A 19,375-nucleotide genomic window follows, 5' to 3' on the forward strand; every position below is an offset into this window, starting at 1 on the left:
ACCTCTCCGGTTTTCCAGAGAGGCTTATGTTCTTATTGCTTATTTATCGTCGTCTTCATCATCGAATGACAGACCTTCAAAAAGATTACCAAAAGCATCACCTAAGGTTACATTAGCTGATTCTTCGTAAACAGTTTTATTCTTATTCTGTTGTGGTCTTCTTCTTGGGGCGTCAGATCTTGGTGCAGAGGATCTCTCATAAGAAGAATCTGATTTTTTCTGTCTTGCAGGTCTTTCAGGTGCTTCTAAGGTTGCTTTGATGCTCAGGCTGATTTTTTCTTTTTCAGTATTGATACCAATGATTTTAACCTTGACAACATCACCTGGTTTCAGAACGGCTGCAACAGATTCTACACGGTCATAGCTGATTTCAGAAACGTGAATTAAGCCTTCAACGCCTGGCAGAATTTCAGCGAAAGCACCGAAATCCAGTACGTTTGTAATCTTAACTTCAACTTCGTCATCCACTTTATAGTTTTTAACGAATTCTTCCCAAGGTCTTTCTTTAAGAGCCTTAACGCTCAGCTTGATCTTCTTGTCTTCGTCGTTCTTAGAAATAACCTTAGCTTCGATTTCCTGACCCTTTTCTACCAGGTCTTTTGGTTCGTTAGCTCTTTCCCAGGTTAAATCCGAGCGATGAACAAAGCCATCAATTCCGTTTAAGTCTACGAAGATACCAAAGTTGGTGATGGTTTTAACGGTACCGCCCACGATATCGCCGACTTCAAGCTCGTCAAAACGTTTTTCCTTGGCTTCTCTTAAAGCTGCCTGTTTTTCTTTGATTTCTTTTTCAAGAATAACCTTCTGTGATAAGATGGCTCTTCTTCTCTTTGCATTGTAGTCAATGATGATACCTTTAACGTCTTCGCCGATTAAAGATTCAAGATCCTTGACATAACGCACATGATACTGGGATGCTGGCATGAAGATATCTGTAAATCCGATATCAACAATGAGACCGCTGCCAGATACGCCTTTTACTTTACCTTCTAAAACAGTTTTATTTTCAAAGGCTTCTGCTAACTGACGCTGAACTTTCTGATTGTCATATTTGATCTTAGACAATTTAACGCTGCCAGAACCGTCATTTAAGTCGGTCACAATAGCATTGACTTTATCACCAAGTTTGACAAGGTCTGCCAGTTCTTCATCATGTTTCCATGTGAAGTCATTCTTCTTAATGACTGCATCTGCCTTGTATCCAATATTCAAAATAACTTCATCATTGTCAATGTGAATTACTTCACCTTCTACTGGGGCACCCTTTCTGATTGGTTTGAGGGATTCTTCAATTTCAGCTGCGAAATCGAAATTAGCGTCTGCAATTTCATTTGCTGTCTGCACTTTAGCAGCTTCTGTTTCCTGAACCACCTCTTGAGTTTGTTCTTGTTCCAATTTGTTTTCTTCCATACTTTCCGTTACCTCCTTAACGATCCAATCCGGTGTTGATGCGCCCGCTGTGATTCCGATGGTTTGATACTTCTTAATCTCATTAGGGTCTAATTCTCCGGCTGTTTCTATATGACAAGTGTTTTTGCAATAGGTCTTACAGATATCTAATAATTTTTGGGTATTGGAACTATGATATCCGCCTATTACGATCATATATTCTACTACCTTTGCAGTTTTGGCCGCAGCCGCTTGTCTTTCAGCTGTTGCACTGCAAATAGTATTAAATATAACAATTTCATCCGCTTTTGACTTCAGGGCTTCTGTAATTTTGTTAAAATTCGCCTCAATGATGGTCGTCTGCGCCACTACACATATTTTATCATATTTTTTTAAATTTTCTACACTTTTTATGTCGTTTATGACAATTGCTTCATTATTGCACCATCCTGTAGCCCCAACAACCTCCGGATGATCCCGATTGCCGACAATGACAATCTGGTAGCCCTTTTCGTAGTAATCCTCAACCTTTTTCTGCATGGCCCTCACAAAGGGGCATGTGGCGTTGACAATTTCAAGGCCCTTGGCTTCAGCCGCATCAATCACATCTTTCCCCACACCGTGAGAACGAATGATGACGCAGCCGTGGTCTATTTCATCGATGGTCTCCGCCTTGACAACCCCTCTGTCAATCAGCCGGTCCATTTCCTGACGGTTATGGGATATATCCCCCAGGGTATAGATTGATTGATTCTGATGGTTTGCCAGAGTATCCTCGACCATTTTCATGGCGTTTTCAATTCCAAAGCAGTAGCCTGCCTTATCGGCAATGATAATCTGCATAGTCTATCTCCATTATTTTATTGTAAATCATAGACAATGTCCATAATTTTTTCACTTATTTTTGACATTTCTTCAGGTTTCACTTTTTTTCCATAATATTCGTTTAATTCAATGGGTTTTCCAAATTTTATGTTTATTTTACCTCTAAATTTGTATTCACCTTCAATATGTACTGGCAGGATGGGAGACTTGGTTTTTAGGGCAAACACCACGAAACCCTCCATTGGTTTCCTGCGTTCTCCGTTTTTTACACGCGTCCCCTCCGGAAAAATCCCCAGAATCTCACCGTTTTTGAGAACTCTTAAGGATTCCTTTAGTGTTTCCAGTGAAACCTTTCCCCTGTCGACAGGAATGGTGCCCACGGCAAGCAGCACCTTTCTGACAATAAAATTTTTATAAAGCTCGGCCTTGGCCATAAAATGCACCTGCCGCTTCATATGGGTCGCTACTGCCAGAGGGTCATAATTACTGATATGATTGGGGCAAAGGACGACCCCGCCTGTCTTTGGAATATTTTCTTCCCCCTCCACATGGATGTTATACAAAATAAGGTTTAAAAGCTTGATAAGGGCTCTTCCAAATCTATAAAACATGGGCCTTTCCTCCCCGGATATTCTCTAAGATTACCTGACAGACCTCCTCGATGCTTTTGCCTGTGGTATCAACCACGACTGCATCCTCTGTACAGACCAGCGGACCCTCGTCACGGTGACTGTCATTATAATCCCGAACCGCAATGCTTTCACGGATACTGTCAAAATCCTGATCGATTCCCTTAGCCTGCTGTTCAATGGCACGCCGTCTGGCGCGTTCATCGATGCTGGCGTCCAGATAAAACTTATAGTCTGCTTCTGGAAGTACAACAGATCCAATATCTCTGCCGTCCATAATAACCGAATGGCTGCCTGCGATGCTCTGCTGCTGCCCAACTAGCAGTCTGCGGACTTCGCCGATACAGGCCACATCTGACGTGTGCTTGCTGACAATGGGCAGGCGGATTTCTTCTGTAACCTTCTCTCCGCTTAAGTAGACATCTGTCCCTTTAAAATCAATGGTATTCTCTCTTGTAAAATCGGCGATGGCCTCCTGATCTGAGAAGTCCATTTTGTTTTTCCAGACACCGTAGGTAATGGCCCGGTACATGGCACCGGTATCTAAATAAAGAATACCCAATTCCTTTGCAATTATTTTCGCAATGGTACTTTTTCCCGCCCCGGCGGGGCCGTCAATCGCAATTTGCATAAAGCTCTCCTTAACCTTCTTCCGATAAGCCTGCCAGCCATCCGGTACTGGCGGCAATCTGTATGTTAAATCCTCCGGTCAGGGCGTCGACGTCAATCATTTCGCCGGCAAAATAAAGCCCCCGGACAAGTTTTGATTCCATTGTACTCGGGTCTATCTCCTTGACATCCACACCGCCTGAAGTGATAATGGCGGTATTGATATCCTGAAGAGATATCACGTGAAGCGTCAGCCCCTTAAAAACCTCGGCCAGATGTCTGCGTTCTTCCCGCGTGATCTGGTTCACCTTTTTATCCTCTGGAATACCTGAACATTTTACCATAACTGGAATCATTTTTGAAGGTAATAAATCCACTAAACTGTTAATAAAATGCTTGTTATGATATTTTTCAAAATCGCGCTGCAGCCGGGCATCCATCTGTTCCATGCTGAGCGCAGGCTTCAAATCGATAATCAGACTATAGTCGTCATATGGCGGCTTCATAAAGGCGCTCATGGTAAGCACCAGCGGGCCGGAAACGCCAAAATGTGTAAAGAGCATTTCCCCTGCTTCATAACGGACCTTTTTCTTTCCTTTTTTCATGGTCAGGCCTACATTGCGAAGTGAAAGGCCCTGCAGTTCCGGCACCCATGCCTCCTGGATATTAACGCCTGCCAATGATGGTCTCAGCGGCGTTACCCGGTGCCCAAGCTCCCTGGCCATTTTAAAGCCTGAGCCGTCAGAGCCTGTTGAAATATAGCTTCTCCCGCCGGTGGCCAGGATGACCCGGTCATAGTTTTCTACCCTTCCATTCTCCAGACGGATCCCTGTGACCTTTGTCCCAGCGCTGTCTTCTTTCGTCTCGACAGCCACAATACGCTGGTTCAGGCAAATCTGCGCTCCCATGCGCTCCAGAATTTTTCTATAGGTTTTGATGATGTCGCTGGATTTGTCGCTTTTGGGAAAAACCCGCTCGCCCCGCTCAATTTTAAGGGGACAGCCGTTTTTTTCCATCAGATCCATGAGCGCATCATTGGTAAAGGTATAAAGGGCTGAATAAAGGAAATTCTTATTGGTGACAATGCTGTCAAAGAATTCGCTGATGTCGCAGTGATTGGTCAGGTTGCACCGGCCTTTTCCGGTAATGTAGAGCTTTTTACCCAGTTTTTCATTCTGGTCATAAAGATCCGCCTGCTGGCCTGAGCTCAACGCAGCGATGGCTGCGGTCATCCCCGCGGGGCCGCCGCCGATAATGGCTGTTTTTTTCATTCTTTCTCCTATAAATCCTTGACGAACTCGTCGCCTGTGTAAATGTAATGCTCTTTCCAGATTTCTTCGAGCTCGTTAAAAGTCTGCTTTGTTTCCTTGATATTTTTAAAGCCAACGGCCACTACCAAAGCATTAATCAGGCTTAAGGGCGCCACAAGAGAGTCCACAAAAGAATAGACATTGCTCTTCGCAATGAGCTTGTAATCTGCAAACTCATTGATGGGTGCGTGCTCATTATCCGATATGGTGATTATTTTGGGGCCCCGGTTTTTAAGAAACTCCACAGCCTCGTAGGTTTTCTGCGCATAGCGCGGGAAGCTCATGGCAATAACCACGTCGTCCTCGCCGATTTTAATCAAATGCTCATATACGTCTGTTACACCGTGGTTAATCACCCGGACATCGTCCAGAATCAGGTTCAGATAATAGCCCAGATGCTCGGTCAGCAGGCTGGTCGTTCTAAAGCCGATAATGACTACCTTGCCGGCACTGCGGATAATGTCCACGCATTGTCTGAGCGCTTCATAGTCAAAAGATTCAAGGGTTCCGTTGATGCTGTTTATGTCGCTTTTGAGCACCGCGGCCACAGAGCGCTGCATCAGCTTTTCTTTTTCCTCATCACCCAATGTCATGTTGATACGCTCAATGGTGGTTAATTTACTGTTTATTTCGTTTTTGAGCGCTTTTCTGAACTCGGGGTATCCTTCGTAGCCTAAAGACAGCGCAAAACGCACAACTGTGGCTTCGCTGACTTTTACGTGCTGTGCAACCTTGATGGCTGACATATCCGGAGCCTTCTCGTAATTTTTCATCACAAAGGCCGCAATTTTTTTATGGCTTTTGCTCAGGCTTTTATAGCGCTCCTTAATCTCTGCAAAAATATCCCGTAGTTCTGGTTTACTATCATGTTTCGTATCCAATGATTGATTCATTTCTGTTGTTTGCCTCATTTTGTCTTTTCCGCCAGAATTAAATAGGGCGGATTATTTTTATTGATTGTCTCAAGTTTATGCACATTAAAGCCTGCTCCAAGCTGCGCGCACCATTTTTCAACGGCTCTGCTCTCATCCAGTCCGGCCGGGTGCCGGTACAGGCAGAGTGTCAGAAGCCCCTTTGGCGCCAACAGCGTCACACTGCTTTCCAGTGCTGCCAGTGTGGTATCTGTCTTTGTAACGATTTCTTTGTCTCCATGAGGCAAATACCCTAAATTAAACATAATCCCCATTATTTTAGAGTCCTGCCGAAGCTCTGGCACACTGCCCATTGTTTCGTGGCCCCTGTGAAAAAGAAGAACACGGTCTCTTAAACCCTCAGCCGACAGACGCTGCTCTGTTTCCTTCAGGGCTTCTTCCTGGACATCAAAGGCATAGACTCTTCCGTGCGCGCCCACACTTTGGGCCAGCAGACAGGTGTCCGCGCCAGTCCCGGCTGTCGCGTCGACGGCTGAGTCTCCCTCGCGTAAATGCTCAGCCATCAGGGCCCCTGCCAGTAAGGTCACTCTCCTGAAGTCATTAATCGACGGCACCAGCACACCCCGGACACGGCTTGAAAAATTCATCGACATAAGCGTCATGGCTGATATATTCGCCGCAGTCATTAAATTGATGGCCTTCAAAATAAGCCTTCAACGCCTCAGGCACATTATAGACCCTGCAGGCCTCGCACCCCAGGTCAGCCGCCTGGAACAGGGTCGTGCGGATTAAGCCGTCCAGCACCGCCATGGGTACCTCTGGCATGATGTTTATAATATCGTAAAGCTCTGCTGTCTCGCCTTTTACCATAAAACGGGCAACAGCCAGAAGCTCTTCCCCATCCATGGCAGTCAGATAAAGGCTTCGTTTATGCTCTGGCTCTTTAAAATAAGGCGCGACCACCTCAAAATTCTTAGGAATCACAATTTTAATCATCTTTTTCTCCCTTTAGATAACGTATTTCTTCCTCAGTAAGATAACGCCATTCACCGGCTTTTAATCCCTTTAAGGTAATGCTACCAATGGCTATCCGCTTGAGGTGAATGACGGGATGGTGGATAGCCGCGCACATTTTGCGGATCTGGCGCTTCCTTCCCTCGTGAATCGTCATTTGAAGCAAGGTTGTGCTTCTGTAGGTCTTTAGTACCTGCACAGAAGCGGGTGCAGTGGTATGCCGCGTATGGTCGTCATCCTCGATTTCGACCCCCTCAGCAAAAAGCTCCAGCTCCTCGGTGCTGGGAATCCCCTTTACAAGCCCTTCATAAATTTTATTGAACTCATGGCTGGGATGCGTCAATCTAAAGGTAAGGTCTCCGTCATTGGTTAAAATCAGCAGGCCCTCTGTATCCTTATCCAGCCGGCCCACCGTAAACAGCCGTTCCTTAATGGGCAGCAGATCCATCACGGTCTGGTCTGCGTGGCGGTCTGCCGAGGTGGAGACCACGCCTCTTGGCTTATTCAGCAGCACATAAATTTTCTTATCCTCAGCGATGGCTTTGCCGTCTACTTTAACAATATCAGCCTCCGGGTCTACCTGAAGTCCTGGTGTCAGCACTGCCTCACCGTTGACACTTACCCTGCCTGCGGCAATCAGCTCCTCCGATTTACGTCTTGAAGCAACGCCGCACTGGGCCATATATTTCTGTAATCTCAATTCAATTCCTCAACTGTGTTTATTTCCATATTTTCCGCCATAGAAGCGGAGATATCAATTTTCTGCTGTTCTCCCTCGGCAAACTGCTCAAAGGCCGGCAAATCCTCAATATGCTTCAAATGAACGGTTTTTAAAAAGGCGGGTGTTGTTTTATAGAGAATCGGCCGCCCTGGCGCTTCCATCCGGCCTGCTTCCTTGATCAGCCCCCGGTCAAGGAGCCGCTGAACCGAGCTGTTGGAGCTGACCCCTCTGAGATTGTCAATATCGATACGGGTAATCGGCTGGCGATAAGCGATGATCGAGAGGGTCTCCAGAGCTGCCTTGGACAGCCCTGAGGCCTCCTGCTGCCCCAGAACCTGTCTGATAAAATCGTAATGCTCAGGTTTTGTGGACAGCTGCCAGGTGTTGTTGACCTGCACCAGGCGAAGCCCCCGCTCCACACTGCCATAGTCCTTTTCAAGCTCTGCCATTAACGACTGAATGGTGTTCCCGTCCAGCTCCATCGCCTTTTCAAGCTCACGCAGCGCGACGGGCTCACCACTTGCAAAAAGGATGCCTTCAATGATTCCCTTTAAACGCTTTTTATTACTTTTTGAAAGTTCCTGCATTTATTTTTCTGTCCTCTGTCTGATGATTATTTCCTGAAATACACGGTTCTGAAAAAGCCGGATGTGATTGATCTTATACATCTCCAAAAGCGCCAGAAAGGTTACCACAACCTCTCCCCGGCTGACTTTTTTTCTGAAGAGCTCTGAAAAATGAAGCTCTCCAGAGCGGTTGAGCTCAAACTGCTGCTCAATGTATTCAATTTTTTCCTCCACAGTAAAAACTTCCCTTACAATCTCCTGAGAAAAATCCTTAAACTCAATCTCATCGCTGTATAGGGAAAATATATTAGAGTATGCCTTAAAAACATCCTCTGGGTTGATCTCCACCTCTGCGTCCTGGTTCATAGCCGGAATATATTCCGGGTCCTTGTAAACCGCATGAAGCTCGGCGCACTCCCGTTCCTCCAGATAACTGCTGATATTTTTAAAGATTTTATACTCAATAAGCTGTCGTACCAGCTTTTCTTTCAGGTCCTCTTCGTCCTCTTCCTCGTCCTTCGCTCTTGGCAGAAGCATTCTGGATTTGATCTCCAAAAGCTTGGAAGCCATGACCACAAACTCACTGGCAACCTCCATATCCAGCTCACGCCATTTCTCGATATGGGCCAGGTATTGATTCGTGATTTCCGCGATGGGGATATCATAAATATCAATTTTGTTTTTTTGAATTAAATGAATGAGAAGGTCCAAAGGACCTTCAAATTTCTCTAAACTGACTTCATAACTATTCATTTTATGACCAAAGCATTAAAAAAAGTGGGTTTAATATCATTCTGAACAACCCGTCAATCCCGTTGATGATGGGTGTGATAATCAGGCCGAACACATTAAATACAACCAGCAGCAGCAGGATAATCATCCCATAACGTGAGAACTGATAGAATTTCTGTTTTGCGTTGTAAGGCAAAAATTCAGCCAGAATCTGCGACCCGTCGAGGGGTGGAATGGGAATGAGGTTAAAGACTGCGAACATCAGGTTATACAGATACAAATACTGCAGAATCTGCAGCAGGTACACATTGGCGAAGGGTGAAACCGCATAGATCGCAATGAGCGAAATAAATCCTAACAAAAGGTTTGTGAAGCAGCCCGCCAGACTGACAACGATGATTCCCTTCCGATGGTTTTTAAAATTATTCGGATTAACCGGCACAGGCTTCGCCCAGCCAAAACGAAAAAGCAGCATGCTGATAAAGCCGATGGGGTCAATGTGCTTAAGGGGATTGACTGTCAGGCGCCCTGCCAGCTTGGGGGTTGGGTCACCCATTGCATCTGCCGCGTAGCCGTGGGCCATTTCATGAAAAGAAATGGCCACCAGGATACCGGGCAGGCTCAGCAGAAGATTGATAAAATAACTCGTGCTAAACATAATCAGTCCTCAAGCCAGGAAGGAATCCTGTCATTCTTGACCAGATCCTCAAAACTTTCACGTTCCACCAGAATTGCGGACCGATCCCCCTTTAAAAGAACAACAGCCGGCCTCCTGAGACGGTTATAGTTACTGGCCATTGAGTAATTATAGGCCCCTGTATGAAGCATTGCCAGTGTGTCGCCAGGCTGAGGTGAGGGCAGCTTAATGGATTTAATCAAGGTATCTGTCTCACACGCTTTACCGCTGACTGTAACCTCTTCCATCAGCGCCTCGTCCTGAGGCTTATTGCAGATCACAGCATCGTAATCCGCACCGTAAAGTGCCGGACGTGGATTATCTGCCATTCCTCCGTCAACACTCACGTACTTTTTCAGTCCCGGAATCTGTTTAACGGTGCCCACAGTATATAACGTAATGCCCGCCGGCGCCGCCACAGAGCGGCCAGGCTCTACCACGATTTTAGGCATCGGAATCTGTCTCTGCTCAGACATCTCCCGCATATGGTCAACCATTTTAGGAATATAATTGGTGACGTCAAAGCTTGGATCATTTGGTAAATAAGGAATACCAAAGCCGCCGCCCAGATTAATCTCCGTCAGATTCAGCCCGTCGGAGATCAGTTCCTTATAAAGATCCAGCATCACTTCTGACGCCAGTAAAAAAGGCTTTTCATCTGCGATCTGAGAGCCGATGTGGCAATGAATGCCGACAGCCTCCACATAGTCCATTTCTTTTGTACGGCCGATAATTTCACGGGCCTGGCTCAATGGCAGGCCAAACTTGGAATCAATCTTCCCTGTCTGTATGAGCTCGTGCGTGTGGGCTTCTATGCCCGGAGATACCCGAAACAGCACCTTGACGGACTGCTCGAGTTCTTCGGTCAAAAGACGCAGCCGTTCCAGCTCCCATTCGCTGTCGATGACAATACGGCCTACCTTATAGCCCAGAGCCATTTCCAGCTCTGCCTGATTTTTATTGCTGCCATGAAAGCAGATACGGGCAGGATTAAAACCACTTTTCACAGCCGTATAGAGTTCACCGCCTGAGGCCACATCCAGAGAGACGCCCTCACTTGCAACGATCCGGCACATTCCCATGTTTAAAAAGGTTTTGCCGGCATAGTTCACATCATAGTCCGCACCTGCCGATTCAAAGGCGTCCTTAATGCGGTTGATGTTTGCTCTCAAAATATCTTCGCTCATCACATAAAGCGGCGTCCCGTATTTCTGCGCTAACGCCACTGTGTCATGACCAGAGAATATAAAATTTTCTGACATTCAGTTTCTCCTTAAAAGCTTTAATTTATTTGCCACAAATAATAAGAAAAGTGATCTGTTATCCTGTGTGTAACACAGATGATAAAAGACCACCTCGATGATTTTATTTACATAAGAGAAAAAAAGCGACCTAAAACACAGGCAGTCTTTGCGTCTGAAAACTTTCCTTTAAGGTAAAGCGCCCAGACTGTCCGTATAGGCATTTCGACAATTTCGATGAATTCATCATCATCCTGTTTTCTCGGCTCAATAACAAATTGAGACGCCATAAATAAAGTGGTCACTTCATTGGTAAATCCCGGTGAGGGCCACATTTCTCCTAAAAAGTGCAAATCCAGGGGCTTCAGGCCAATTTCCTCCTGCAGCTCCCGCACTGCCGCCTCTTTAGGATCTTCACCCGCTTCAACCAGACCTGCCGGTATCTCCAGGATCACTTTTTCGATGGCCTTTCTAAACTGGCGCACGAAAATAATCCGGTTGCCTCTGACAGGCAGAATACCGACGCCCTGTTTGTGGTCTACCAGTTCCCGGAAAGAGGTCCCTCCATCGGGAAGCTCGACTTCGTCGACCTTTAAATTTAAGATGCGTCCATTATAAATCTCTTTGGACGCAATGGTTTTTTCAAAAAATTTCATTCACTACTCCACGCCTTCAGCGTTCAGACATAAGGCGGTTCAGTTCATCCATAAAGGATTCGACATCCTTGAACTCACGATAAACTGATGCAAAACGAACGTAGGCCACCTGATCGATATCCTTGAGCGCATCCATGACGCGCTCTCCAATATAGGATGATTCCACCTCTTTATCTTCAACCTGATAAAGCTCCTTCTCCATTAAGTCAACAACACGCTGGATGTTGTCGATGGGAACCGGACGTTTTTCACAGGCCTTGATCATCCCATTCAAAATTTTATTTTTATCAAAGGGGACACGCTGCCCACCTTTTTTAACAACGATCAAGGGAATGTTTTCAATCCGCTCATAAGTCGTAAACCTTTTGGCGCACCGGATACATTCCCTTCTTCTACGAATCATAGTGCCTTCTTCAACAGGTCGTGAATCAACTACTTTGCTTTCGTCATAATCACAAAAGGGACACTTCATTCAGACACCTTAGTCTTCGTTGCTTAAAAATCCAGGAATCGCAAATTCGCCAGCACCGCTGGTTGTTTTGGTTTCAGGCTTAGCAGCTGTATTTGCAGCAGCAGCATTTGCGCTGTTTAAGATCGCAGCTTTTTTAGCTTCCACTTCTTCTGCTGGTAAGAAACCGGTCGCAATAACCGTAATCTGGATTTCATCGCCAAAGCTTTCGTCAATGGTCGCCCCAAAGATAACGTTAGCGTCTTCGTCAGAGGCTTCTCTCGCAATGGTTGCGGCTCTGTCGACTTCAAAGAGCGACAGGTCTTCACCTGCTGTAATATTTAAAAGCACGCCGGTGGCGCCGTCGATTTCAGTTTCCAGGAGCGGGCTTAAGATGGCTTCTTTTGCAGCTTCTTCGGCACGGTTTTCACCGGAAGCACGGCCAACGCCCATGTGAGCCAGACCGGCATCTTTCATGATGGTCTTAACATCGGCAAAGTCAAGGCTTACAAGACCCGGCATGGAGATCAGGTCAGAGATACTCTTAACACCCTGTAATAATACATCATCTGCCAGTTTGAAAGCGTCTCTTAAAGAAGTGGTTTTGTCAGCCATTCTTAACAAACGGTCATTTGGAATGGTGACCAGCGCATCGACATTATCCTGAAGGAAATCACTGGCAATCTGAGCGTTGCGCATACGGACTCGGCCTTCAAAAGAAAATGGTTTGGTGACAACACCAATGGTTAAGATTCCCATTTCACGGGCAATTTTTGCAATGATCGGCGCAGCACCGGAACCGGTTCCGCCGCCCATACCAGCAGTGATAAATAACAGATCTGTTTCCTGAATTAAATCTGCAATGGCGTCACGGCTTTCTTCCGCAGACTTCTGACCCATTTCAGGGTTACCGCCCGCACCAAGACCGCCGGTGGTCTTTTCACCAATCTGAAGTCGTTTTTCAGCCAGGGTCAGGGCCAGCGCCTGATTATCGGTATTGATGGATATGAAGTCAACACCCTTCAGACCGGATTCGATCATGCGGTTAACGGCATTGTTCCCGCCGCCGCCAACACCAATTACACGAATTCTCGCAAAATTATCATTGTAGCCATCTAATTCAATCACTTTTCTTCCTCCTCTATTTCACGTAAGAAACTCTTAGTTTGTTTTTTATCATCATTTTTTTGTTCTTCATCCAGTTCTTCATCATCTTCAAAGACTTCATCCTCGTCGGAAGCATCACCGCGGTAGCCGTTCTCGTCAAGCTCGACGGCATCGTAGTCTTCTTCCTCATAGTCCTCTGTCTCGTCTAAATCATCGGTCGTGGAATGTATTATTTCTATAGGCTCAGCTTTATGGCCGGTTGAATGACCATGCTTCTGCTCCTTTGAAATCGCTTTAGGATCTGATTCTTTGCTGCCAGACCGGAAATAATAACGCCGGATCTTCGCAAAATTTGAAAACAGGCTGGTTCCAAAATAAAAGATTGCTGCGTAATAAATTGGAATCCCTACTCTGTCACCGATATAGGTCAGCAGCGCCGCTAAAATGGTGTTGCCAAAAAAACCGGTAATAAACAGTTTTTGGTCAAATTTTCCTTCCAGGTCTGCCTGAATACCGCCAAATACTGAATTCAGCGAAGCGAGTATTGCGATTGAGAGATAGGATGAATATGCCAGCGGTATTTCAAAAGGCAAAACAACACCGATTAAAAGCCCTGCAAGCAGCCCTATTAATGGATATAGCATCGTTGTCCTCGTTTCTCTGCAAAAAATCAAATTACAGTTTATTACTTTTGTTGAGTAGTAAATATTCTGACTTTTCTATATTAACCTTTATTTCCCAATATTTCAACAGTTGAATAACACTTTCATCAGAATTTAAGTAAATATACATGGATTCTGGGTCTCCAATGGCCTCAATCACAAATGGCGGTGAGGATATCTCATCATCTACATTGATGACCGCGCCGCCGCAGTCGATGTTGCTGCTGTTTGTCACGCGCATCTTATTGAGCTGGATTCCCTCCGCCCCGGCTGCCTTCAGTTCGTTGATGACCGCCAGCACATCTGAGTTGTGTACCAGGTATTTATTTGGGTTTTCACCAGGCTCGATGGCTTTGTCACTGTCTTCCAGCGTAATGACAATGCCAGGTCCCTGGATGGGTACAGAGCCGTCTGCCATTTTATAGTTTTCAAGCTCTGCGTCCAGATATTGGCCGACGGTATCGACCACAGACCCTTCATCCTCGATGGCCCTTCTGGCCTGTTCGTAGGTTTCAAGCCTTTTCTGCTCAGCCTCTATTTTTTTGCCGAGCTCCTCATTTTTGACCTTGAGGTTATCCTCCTCAAGCTCCTGGTTATATAAGGTCTTCGCATTGACAAAGGTACGCTGCGCCGGGATGTCTTTTGAACCAATTTCCTTAACGATCAGAGCCATTCCAATGCCAACCACCAGAAAGACCAAAACCAGTATCCGGTTCATGGTTTTTTCACTTATACTTTTCATAGCCCACCGCTACTCATCGGCCCCACTGCCTGAGGCCGGCGTTGCATACTTAAGGTCAATCACACCACTGTAGGCCTTTACCAGAACATTGTCCTCCTGTGAAATAGAAACCTTCAGTTTATTGGACTGCATGACATCCACAACACCAGCCCGCATTTTGATGGCAGCGGACAGATCCTGGGGATTGCCAATGACTTTCACCTCAAAGGGTGCACCGTATTTGTTACGGTTAATATTAATATAGGAGCCCGCCTGGCGGATCTCCGAGGTATTAATCAAACGTTCGCCATTGATGGAAATGGCTTCTGCGCCTGCTGCGTTCAGCTCGTTTACCAGTGAGAGCAGCAGATCGGAGCTCTTGGAATAGAGAGACGCGTCGTAATCTGTGCTGTCGGTATCGATGGTGATGACCAGGCCTGAGCCCGTCACATCCGTCACGCCTGCAAGCACGCGTTCCTTCTCCAGCTCCTGCTGTTTTTTCTTTATGACATCATCGGTTCCAGCGGCGTCAGATTCATAGTTAGCCAGCTGTTTTTCGAGATCCTTGAGCTGATTGTTCAGCTCGTCATTTTTGTTTTCAAGGGCTTTCACTTCAGCAGCCAGGTCGCCAGCGCGCTCGGAATCTACCGTCCCGCCCAGCTGGTCGACTGTTTTCATCTGAAGGATAATCAAAACGCCCACAAAAATACATATTAACGCAATGGCCAAACTGCCTTTTCGCTTCAAGCCTTCACCTCAGTTTATCTTGGTTTCAGAATCGGTTTGTTACCGCCAGTGGTCAGATTGATATCCAGATTGCTCTTGTTTTCGGCAAACACCGTATTGATATAATCATAAGAGCTCTTAAAGTTATCCAGATCCGCCACTGTCATAACCACATTATTTTTTGTAATGATCCGATAAGTATTATTTTCCGTAATACCCACTTCCGAAATCTTCGCAAGGTTGCCATCATTCTGGAAGGTCTTCAGAATCTCCATGACTGTGTCAAACTTCCAGTCCGGATTAAAGGTTACCGGATGTCCGATTTTATCAATGGTAATATCCGTGAAGCCCGTCACAATAGGAATATCCGTTTTGCGCAGATACTCACTGCGCTCAACCAGAAGGCCCTCACGGTTGATATAATTGATCTTGCCATCGTAGTTGACCGCGCAGATTGCCGGCGCTTCCTTTACCTTGATCACGATTTTGTCCGGCATGACTTTTGTAATCTCCAGCTTTTCAACATTTATGAGTTCCTCAATATTATAATGAGCCTTATTTAAATCTACCCAAAAAATGCTCTCACCTTCATTGATTCCTGAAGTTTCTATAATTGTTTCGCTATCGACAACTTCATTCCCAATTACTTCAATATGCTTAATGTTAAACACACCGGCGGAAATGGCGCTTGCCATGACAAAAATAAAGACAAATAAAATAGAAACAGCAACCACTAATAGTGTAACATATTTTAGCAGTCTTTTCCTTTTATTTTTTTTTAATTTTTTACGTCTTTGCAGCTTTTCATCCATTTTATCACCATTTACCGGTTTTTGTCACCCTTTTTATTTGTTTTTGTTCAATTTATTTGATCAGCTTCAAAGCTTCTGCACAAATCCGGTCACCTGCATCCAGTATTGCCCGTTCTTTCGTAGCTTTCCGCATCTTTTCAAGCCCCTTTTCATCCCGGAGCAGCGCCGGAATGGTTTCGGCCAGCAGGTCCGGCGTCAGCTCGGCGTCATGGATCAGGATTCCGCCGCCGTTATCGGTGATAACACGGGCATTGAATTCCTGGTGGTTTCCTGCCGCCATGGGGTAAGGGACCAAAATGGATGGAATTCCCACCGCCGCGATCTCAGCCACCGACATGGCGCCGGAACGGCTGACAACTAAATCTCCTGCGCCGATAAGGGTGTGGACGTCATTGCTGTAGGCTAAGACATTTATATTACGGCAATCATCTAATTTTACACCATTTTCCTTTAATTTTTCTAGGACTTTATCATACTGTCCTCTCCCGGTCAGGTGATAGACAACAATCTCCGGATTATCTGCATTCCGGACGATAAACGAAGCGGCTGCATTGTTGATGCTCCCAGCCCCCTGGCTGCCGCCCATGATGACGACCAGACGCTGGCTGTCCTTCAGGCCAAGCTTATCTCTGAGGGCCCTGCGGTCTGTCTGTTTAAACACGTCGCGCACCGGGTTGCCAGCCAGAAAAGTCTTGTCCTCCGGAAAGTACTCGGCGGCCTCCTTAAAGCTGATGGCCACGCGGTCCACCTTTTTCCCAAGCATCCGGTTTGTCTTGCCCGGGTAGGCGTTCTGCTCATGGATCATGGTGGGGATGCCCCGCTTCGCTGCCTCGAGAAGCAGCGGGCCACAGGTGAAGCCGCCTGTCCCAACCACCAGATCCGGCTGATGCCTTTTCAAGACCTTCTTTGAGTCTGAGATACCGTCAAAGATCCCCTTGACCGCAGCCAGCGTTTCCAGCGACAGCTCACGCTCAAAGCCGCGGACACGGATGTACTCAATAGGATAGCCCTCCTTGGGCACAATATTTTTTTCCATGCCTACCTGTGAGCCGATAAAAACGATCTCGGCGTCGGGCAGGCGCTCCTTTAGTTTATCTGCAATGGCCAGCCCCGGATAAATATGTCCTCCGGTGCCGCCGGCCGCTACTAAAATTTTCATTTTCTTCTCCCTTTCCTTTTGCGCAGGTCGGCCTGCCTTGAAATATTGAGGATGGGCCCCAGCATGGCAAAGAGCACAACCATCGAGGTCCCGCCAGCGCTGACAAAGGGGAGCGCCATGCCGGTAACCGGGATGACCGAGGTGGCGACCCCCACGTTTACAAACACCTGAAAGCCGAGCAGCAGCATGACACTGCTGGTGTAAAGGTAGCCGAACCGGTCTGGCGAGGTGTTGGCAATTTTGAAGCCGCGCCAGATAATGAAGGCGAAAAGACCCAAAACAAAAACACAGCCGATGAGGCCGAACTCCTCACCGATATTGGCGAAAATAAAGTCATTCTGAAGCTCGGGCAGGAACAGAAATTTCTGCTTGCCGTTGCCCAACCCCTGGCCAAAGATTCCGCCGGTCCCAATGGCTAAAAGCGACTGGGTGATCTGATAATCATAGCTCCCGCGGCCCAGGAACACGTTAAAACGTTCCAGCCGCCAGGGCTCAAGGATCATCAGCCCAATGACACCCGCCGCGCCCAGAGCCGCATAGGGCGCAAAGCGTTTAAAACGCACCCCTGCAAAATAGAGCACTGCCACCATGCCAAAGCCGATGGCCATGGCCGCGCTCAGCGAGGGCTCAATGGCTGTGATACCGCAGATCAGAAAAATAGGGACCATGCACTGCTTGGTAAACTCCCAGGTACTGCCGTTCAGCACCTCCGGCTCCCGCGTGAGCAGCGAGGAGAGATAAAGAATGCCTGTGACCTTTGCGAGCTCCGAGGGCTGAAACTGACCGATGCCGACATTCAGCCAGCGTCTGGCATCATTGACCTTAACCCCGATGCCCGGTATCAATACAAGGAGCAGCAGAAAGACCGTCACGCCCAGCAGGACCATGCTGATTTTTTTATTGTTGTATTTGCGATAATCGATATTACTCATAAAGCCCATTACAAGGAGCCCCAGCGCTACAAACCCAAATTGCTTGAGAAAGAGCGAGTAGCCCTTGCTGCCGTCGACTGTTGAAGAATACATGCTGGCGCTAAAGACCATCAGGAGGCCAAAGCCTACCAAAATCAACAGAGCGATGACAAACGGCCTGTCTACTTTTCCTTTTTTCATCAGTTACTCCCGATTCGTTTAACTAAATCCTTAAAGACCTGTCCTCTGATTTCAAAATTATCAAACATATCCCAGCTGGCACAGGCTGGTGACAGCAGCACCACATCGCCTGGCGCCGCGCATTCAGAGGCAACCTTGACCGCCTCGTCATAATCGCCCACGCGCACGGTGTTGTAATAGCCCTGGCTCTCGGCTGTCTCCTCAATCTGAGACGCGGTTGCTCCGACCAGCACCATCCGTTTCACCTTTTTCCTGACCACCTCGATAAATTCGCTGTAGTCTTCTTTTTTATCGTAACCCCCGGCGATGAGGATGACCGGTTTGGTCATGGCGTTCAATGCCACGATGGCCGCGTTGGTGTTCGTGCCCTTGGAGTCGTTGATATAATCCACGCCGCCGATGTTCGCCACAAATTCCTGACGGTGTTCTACCCCGCCAAAGGATTTCAGCGTTTCCGCGATACTGACCACGTCCACGCCCATAAAATAGGCGAGCACTGTGGCCGCAAGAGCGTTCTGTACGTTGTGAGGGCCCTTGATACCCATTTCCTCGATACGGCAGATTGGAATGACTGATTCATTGTCATTGATAAAAATACCGCCGTCCATGGCGTAGGCACCCTGGGCCACTTTTTTGTCCAGGCTGAAATAGTACTTCCGGCACTGTGCCTGGCGGCCCAGCTCACAGACCTGTTCGTCATCGGCATTAAGCACCAGAAAATCCTCGCCGCGCTGGTTTTCAAAAATCCGGGCCTTGGCGGCAATGTAGTTTTCCATGGTGCCGTACCGGTCCATGTGATCCGGTGACAGGTTTAAAATGGCCGAAGCGGCTGGACGGAATTTATTGATGGTCTCCAGCTGAAACGCGCTGATCTCTGTCACAAAAACATCCTCGGGCGCTGCTTCCATCACATAGTTGCTGATGGGGTCTCCGATGTTGCCCACCGTATAGGTTTTCCGGCCGCTGTTTTTAAAGATTTCACCTGTGAGGGTCGTGGTGGTGGTTTTGCCGTTGGTGCCGGTGATGGCTACAAAAGGCGCCTTTGTCATACAGTAGGCCAGCTCAGCCTCGCCGATGACAGGAACGCCGCAGCGATAGGCCTCGGCGATGATGGGAATGGTCAGCGGCACGCCCGGGCTTGTGACCACACGGTCAATCTCATTGATAACCCCGGTGTCGATCTGACGGCCAAAAACCGTTTCGATGCCCTTTTCCTCAAGCTCTGCCAAGGTCTCCCGCACCTGGGGAAACTCTGCCAGAACCACGTCCTCCGGACGGTTATCGGTCAGTACCACTGCTTTGCCGTTATCCATTAAAAGCTTTGAAACCGCCACACCGCTGCGGGCAGCCCCAATCACTAAAATCTTTTCACTCAATTGTACTTACGC

The 19,375-nt window shown here is 47.2% G+C and carries 21 protein-coding genes and 1 pseudogene; all 22 read right to left on the reverse strand.

What is annotated here, in order from left to right:
- Positions 1 to 39: 39 nt before the first annotated feature.
- The 22 genes and pseudogenes from DW091_RS12355 to murD all read right to left on the reverse strand — a co-directional run bounded on the left by DW091_RS12355 (position 40) and on the right by murD (position 19,363).
- Positions 40 to 2,232 carry a bifunctional 4-hydroxy-3-methylbut-2-enyl diphosphate reductase/30S ribosomal protein S1 gene (locus DW091_RS12355; protein WP_096919681.1) on the reverse strand — a complete coding sequence of 731 codons (2,193 nt, stop codon included), beginning with the start codon at positions 2,230 to 2,232 and terminating at the stop codon, positions 40 to 42.
- Between the two features lie 17 nt (positions 2,233 to 2,249).
- Positions 2,250 to 2,825, reverse strand: a complete 576-nt coding sequence (locus tag DW091_RS12360; RefSeq protein WP_074617311.1) for a lysophospholipid acyltransferase family protein — start codon at positions 2,823 to 2,825, stop codon at positions 2,250 to 2,252.
- Positions 2,815 to 3,474, reverse strand: a complete 660-nt coding sequence (cmk, locus tag DW091_RS12365; protein ID WP_118518273.1) for a (d)CMP kinase — start codon at positions 3,472 to 3,474, stop codon at positions 2,815 to 2,817. The genes DW091_RS12360 and cmk overlap by 11 nt, the downstream gene beginning before the upstream one ends.
- 10 nt (positions 3,475 to 3,484) lie before the next feature.
- A complete protein-coding gene (locus DW091_RS12370; protein WP_118518274.1) occupies positions 3,485 to 4,723 on the reverse strand; it encodes an NAD(P)/FAD-dependent oxidoreductase in 1,239 nt (412 codons plus the stop codon).
- An 8-nt stretch (positions 4,724 to 4,731) separates the two neighbouring features.
- Positions 4,732 to 5,655 (reverse strand): MurR/RpiR family transcriptional regulator, encoded by a 924-nt coding sequence (locus tag DW091_RS12375; RefSeq protein WP_224168794.1) that lies wholly within the window; start codon positions 5,653 to 5,655, stop codon positions 4,732 to 4,734.
- Positions 5,656 to 5,669: 14 nt separating this feature from the next.
- A complete protein-coding gene (locus DW091_RS12380) occupies positions 5,670 to 6,287 on the reverse strand; it encodes a class I SAM-dependent methyltransferase (RefSeq protein ID WP_158577888.1) in 618 nt (205 codons plus the stop codon).
- The gene (locus DW091_RS12385; protein WP_118518276.1) at positions 6,235 to 6,630 is read right to left on the reverse strand and encodes a hypothetical protein; all 396 of its coding nucleotides are present in this window, start codon (positions 6,628 to 6,630) and stop codon (positions 6,235 to 6,237) included. Before DW091_RS12385 ends, DW091_RS12380 begins: the two co-directional genes overlap by 53 nt.
- Positions 6,623 to 7,354 (reverse strand): pseudouridine synthase, encoded by a 732-nt coding sequence (locus tag DW091_RS12390; RefSeq protein WP_347561020.1) that lies wholly within the window; start codon positions 7,352 to 7,354, stop codon positions 6,623 to 6,625. The genes DW091_RS12385 and DW091_RS12390 overlap by 8 nt, the downstream gene beginning before the upstream one ends.
- The gene (gene scpB, locus DW091_RS12395) at positions 7,345 to 7,956 is read right to left on the reverse strand and encodes an SMC-Scp complex subunit ScpB (protein ID WP_096919678.1); all 612 of its coding nucleotides are present in this window, start codon (positions 7,954 to 7,956) and stop codon (positions 7,345 to 7,347) included. Before scpB ends, DW091_RS12390 begins: the two co-directional genes overlap by 10 nt.
- A complete protein-coding gene (locus DW091_RS12400) occupies positions 7,957 to 8,688 on the reverse strand; it encodes a segregation/condensation protein A (RefSeq protein WP_074617309.1) in 732 nt (243 codons plus the stop codon). It abuts the gene before it with no gap.
- Position 8,689: 1 nt separating this feature from the next.
- The gene (locus DW091_RS12405; protein ID WP_058694254.1) at positions 8,690 to 9,325 is read right to left on the reverse strand and encodes a site-2 protease family protein; all 636 of its coding nucleotides are present in this window, start codon (positions 9,323 to 9,325) and stop codon (positions 8,690 to 8,692) included.
- A 2-nt stretch (positions 9,326 to 9,327) separates the two neighbouring features.
- Positions 9,328 to 10,605, reverse strand: a complete 1,278-nt coding sequence (lysA, locus tag DW091_RS12410; RefSeq protein ID WP_118518277.1) for a diaminopimelate decarboxylase — start codon at positions 10,603 to 10,605, stop codon at positions 9,328 to 9,330.
- 107 nt (positions 10,606 to 10,712) lie between these two features.
- Entirely contained in the window at positions 10,713 to 11,240 is a 528-nt protein-coding gene (locus DW091_RS12415) for an NUDIX hydrolase (protein ID WP_118518278.1), read from the reverse strand.
- Positions 11,241 to 11,256: 16 nt separating this feature from the next.
- Complete coding sequence (gene nrdR, locus DW091_RS12420; protein ID WP_038351403.1) at positions 11,257 to 11,712, reverse strand: transcriptional regulator NrdR; 456 nt, start codon at positions 11,710 to 11,712, stop codon at positions 11,257 to 11,259.
- Positions 11,713 to 11,721: 9 nt separating this feature from the next.
- Positions 11,722 to 12,816, reverse strand: coding sequence for a cell division protein FtsZ (ftsZ, locus tag DW091_RS12425; protein ID WP_058694251.1), 1,095 nt, complete (start codon positions 12,814 to 12,816; stop codon positions 11,722 to 11,724).
- A gap of 311 nt (positions 12,817 to 13,127) precedes the next feature.
- A pseudogene (locus tag DW091_RS20575) lies at positions 13,128 to 13,439 on the reverse strand (small basic family protein); the annotation flags it as partial.
- Positions 13,440 to 13,470: 31 nt separating this feature from the next.
- Positions 13,471 to 14,199, reverse strand: coding sequence for a DUF881 domain-containing protein (locus tag DW091_RS12435; RefSeq protein ID WP_058694250.1), 729 nt, complete (start codon positions 14,197 to 14,199; stop codon positions 13,471 to 13,473).
- Between the two features lie 9 nt (positions 14,200 to 14,208).
- Positions 14,209 to 14,907, reverse strand: coding sequence for a DUF881 domain-containing protein (locus DW091_RS12440; RefSeq protein ID WP_207665240.1), 699 nt, complete (start codon positions 14,905 to 14,907; stop codon positions 14,209 to 14,211).
- A gap of 32 nt (positions 14,908 to 14,939) precedes the next feature.
- Entirely contained in the window at positions 14,940 to 15,599 is a 660-nt protein-coding gene (locus DW091_RS12445; RefSeq protein WP_144432302.1) for an FtsQ-type POTRA domain-containing protein, read from the reverse strand.
- 169 nt (positions 15,600 to 15,768) lie between these two features.
- Positions 15,769 to 16,875, reverse strand: coding sequence for an undecaprenyldiphospho-muramoylpentapeptide beta-N-acetylglucosaminyltransferase (gene murG, locus DW091_RS12450; RefSeq protein ID WP_118518279.1), 1,107 nt, complete (start codon positions 16,873 to 16,875; stop codon positions 15,769 to 15,771).
- Complete coding sequence (gene ftsW, locus DW091_RS12455; RefSeq protein WP_118518280.1) at positions 16,872 to 17,987, reverse strand: putative lipid II flippase FtsW; 1,116 nt, start codon at positions 17,985 to 17,987, stop codon at positions 16,872 to 16,874. The genes murG and ftsW overlap by 4 nt, the downstream gene beginning before the upstream one ends.
- The gene (murD, locus tag DW091_RS12460; protein WP_058694245.1) at positions 17,987 to 19,363 is read right to left on the reverse strand and encodes a UDP-N-acetylmuramoyl-L-alanine--D-glutamate ligase; all 1,377 of its coding nucleotides are present in this window, start codon (positions 19,361 to 19,363) and stop codon (positions 17,987 to 17,989) included. The genes ftsW and murD overlap by 1 nt, the downstream gene beginning before the upstream one ends.
- Positions 19,364 to 19,375: the final 12 nt, after the last annotated feature.

It is taken from the genome of Eubacterium sp. AM05-23, from assembly GCF_003477535.1.
GTDB classification, from domain to species: Bacteria; Bacillota; Clostridia; order Eubacteriales; family Eubacteriaceae; genus Eubacterium; species Eubacterium maltosivorans.

Excerpts from the sequence above, each read along its gene's own strand:
- nrdR (WP_038351403.1), bottom strand. The coding sequence starts at position 11,712 with ATGAAGTGTCCCTTTTGTGATTATGACGAAAGCAAAGTAGTTGATTCA.
- DW091_RS12400 (WP_074617309.1), bottom strand. The coding sequence starts at position 8,688 with ATGAATAGTTATGAAGTCAGTTTAGAGAAATTTGAAGGTCCTTTGGAC.
- DW091_RS12355 (WP_096919681.1), bottom strand. The coding sequence starts at position 2,232 with ATGCAGATTATCATTGCCGATAAGGCAGGCTACTGCTTTGGAATTGAA.
- DW091_RS12405 (WP_058694254.1), bottom strand. The coding sequence starts at position 9,325 with ATGTTTAGCACGAGTTATTTTATCAATCTTCTGCTGAGCCTGCCCGGT.
- murG (WP_118518279.1), bottom strand. The coding sequence starts at position 16,875 with ATGAAAATTTTAGTAGCGGCCGGCGGCACCGGAGGACATATTTATCCG.
- scpB (WP_096919678.1), bottom strand. The coding sequence starts at position 7,956 with ATGCAGGAACTTTCAAAAAGTAATAAAAAGCGTTTAAAGGGAATCATT.
- DW091_RS12360 (WP_074617311.1), bottom strand. The coding sequence starts at position 2,825 with ATGTTTTATAGATTTGGAAGAGCCCTTATCAAGCTTTTAAACCTTATT.
- lysA (WP_118518277.1), bottom strand. The coding sequence starts at position 10,605 with ATGTCAGAAAATTTTATATTCTCTGGTCATGACACAGTGGCGTTAGCG.
- DW091_RS12380 (WP_158577888.1), bottom strand. The coding sequence starts at position 6,287 with ATGTCGATGAATTTTTCAAGCCGTGTCCGGGGTGTGCTGGTGCCGTCG.
- DW091_RS12435 (WP_058694250.1), bottom strand. The coding sequence starts at position 14,199 with ATGAAAAGTATAAGTGAAAAAACCATGAACCGGATACTGGTTTTGGTC.
- DW091_RS12415 (WP_118518278.1), bottom strand. The coding sequence starts at position 11,240 with ATGAAATTTTTTGAAAAAACCATTGCGTCCAAAGAGATTTATAATGGA.
- DW091_RS12385 (WP_118518276.1), bottom strand. The coding sequence starts at position 6,630 with ATGATTAAAATTGTGATTCCTAAGAATTTTGAGGTGGTCGCGCCTTAT.
- DW091_RS12375 (WP_224168794.1), bottom strand. The coding sequence starts at position 5,655 with ATGAATCAATCATTGGATACGAAACATGATAGTAAACCAGAACTACGG.
- DW091_RS12370 (WP_118518274.1), bottom strand. The coding sequence starts at position 4,723 with ATGAAAAAAACAGCCATTATCGGCGGCGGCCCCGCGGGGATGACCGCA.
- cmk (WP_118518273.1), bottom strand. The coding sequence starts at position 3,474 with ATGCAAATTGCGATTGACGGCCCCGCCGGGGCGGGAAAAAGTACCATT.
- DW091_RS12445 (WP_144432302.1), bottom strand. The coding sequence starts at position 15,599 with ATGGCAAGCGCCATTTCCGCCGGTGTGTTTAACATTAAGCATATTGAA.
- ftsW (WP_118518280.1), bottom strand. The coding sequence starts at position 17,987 with ATGAAAAAAGGAAAAGTAGACAGGCCGTTTGTCATCGCTCTGTTGATT.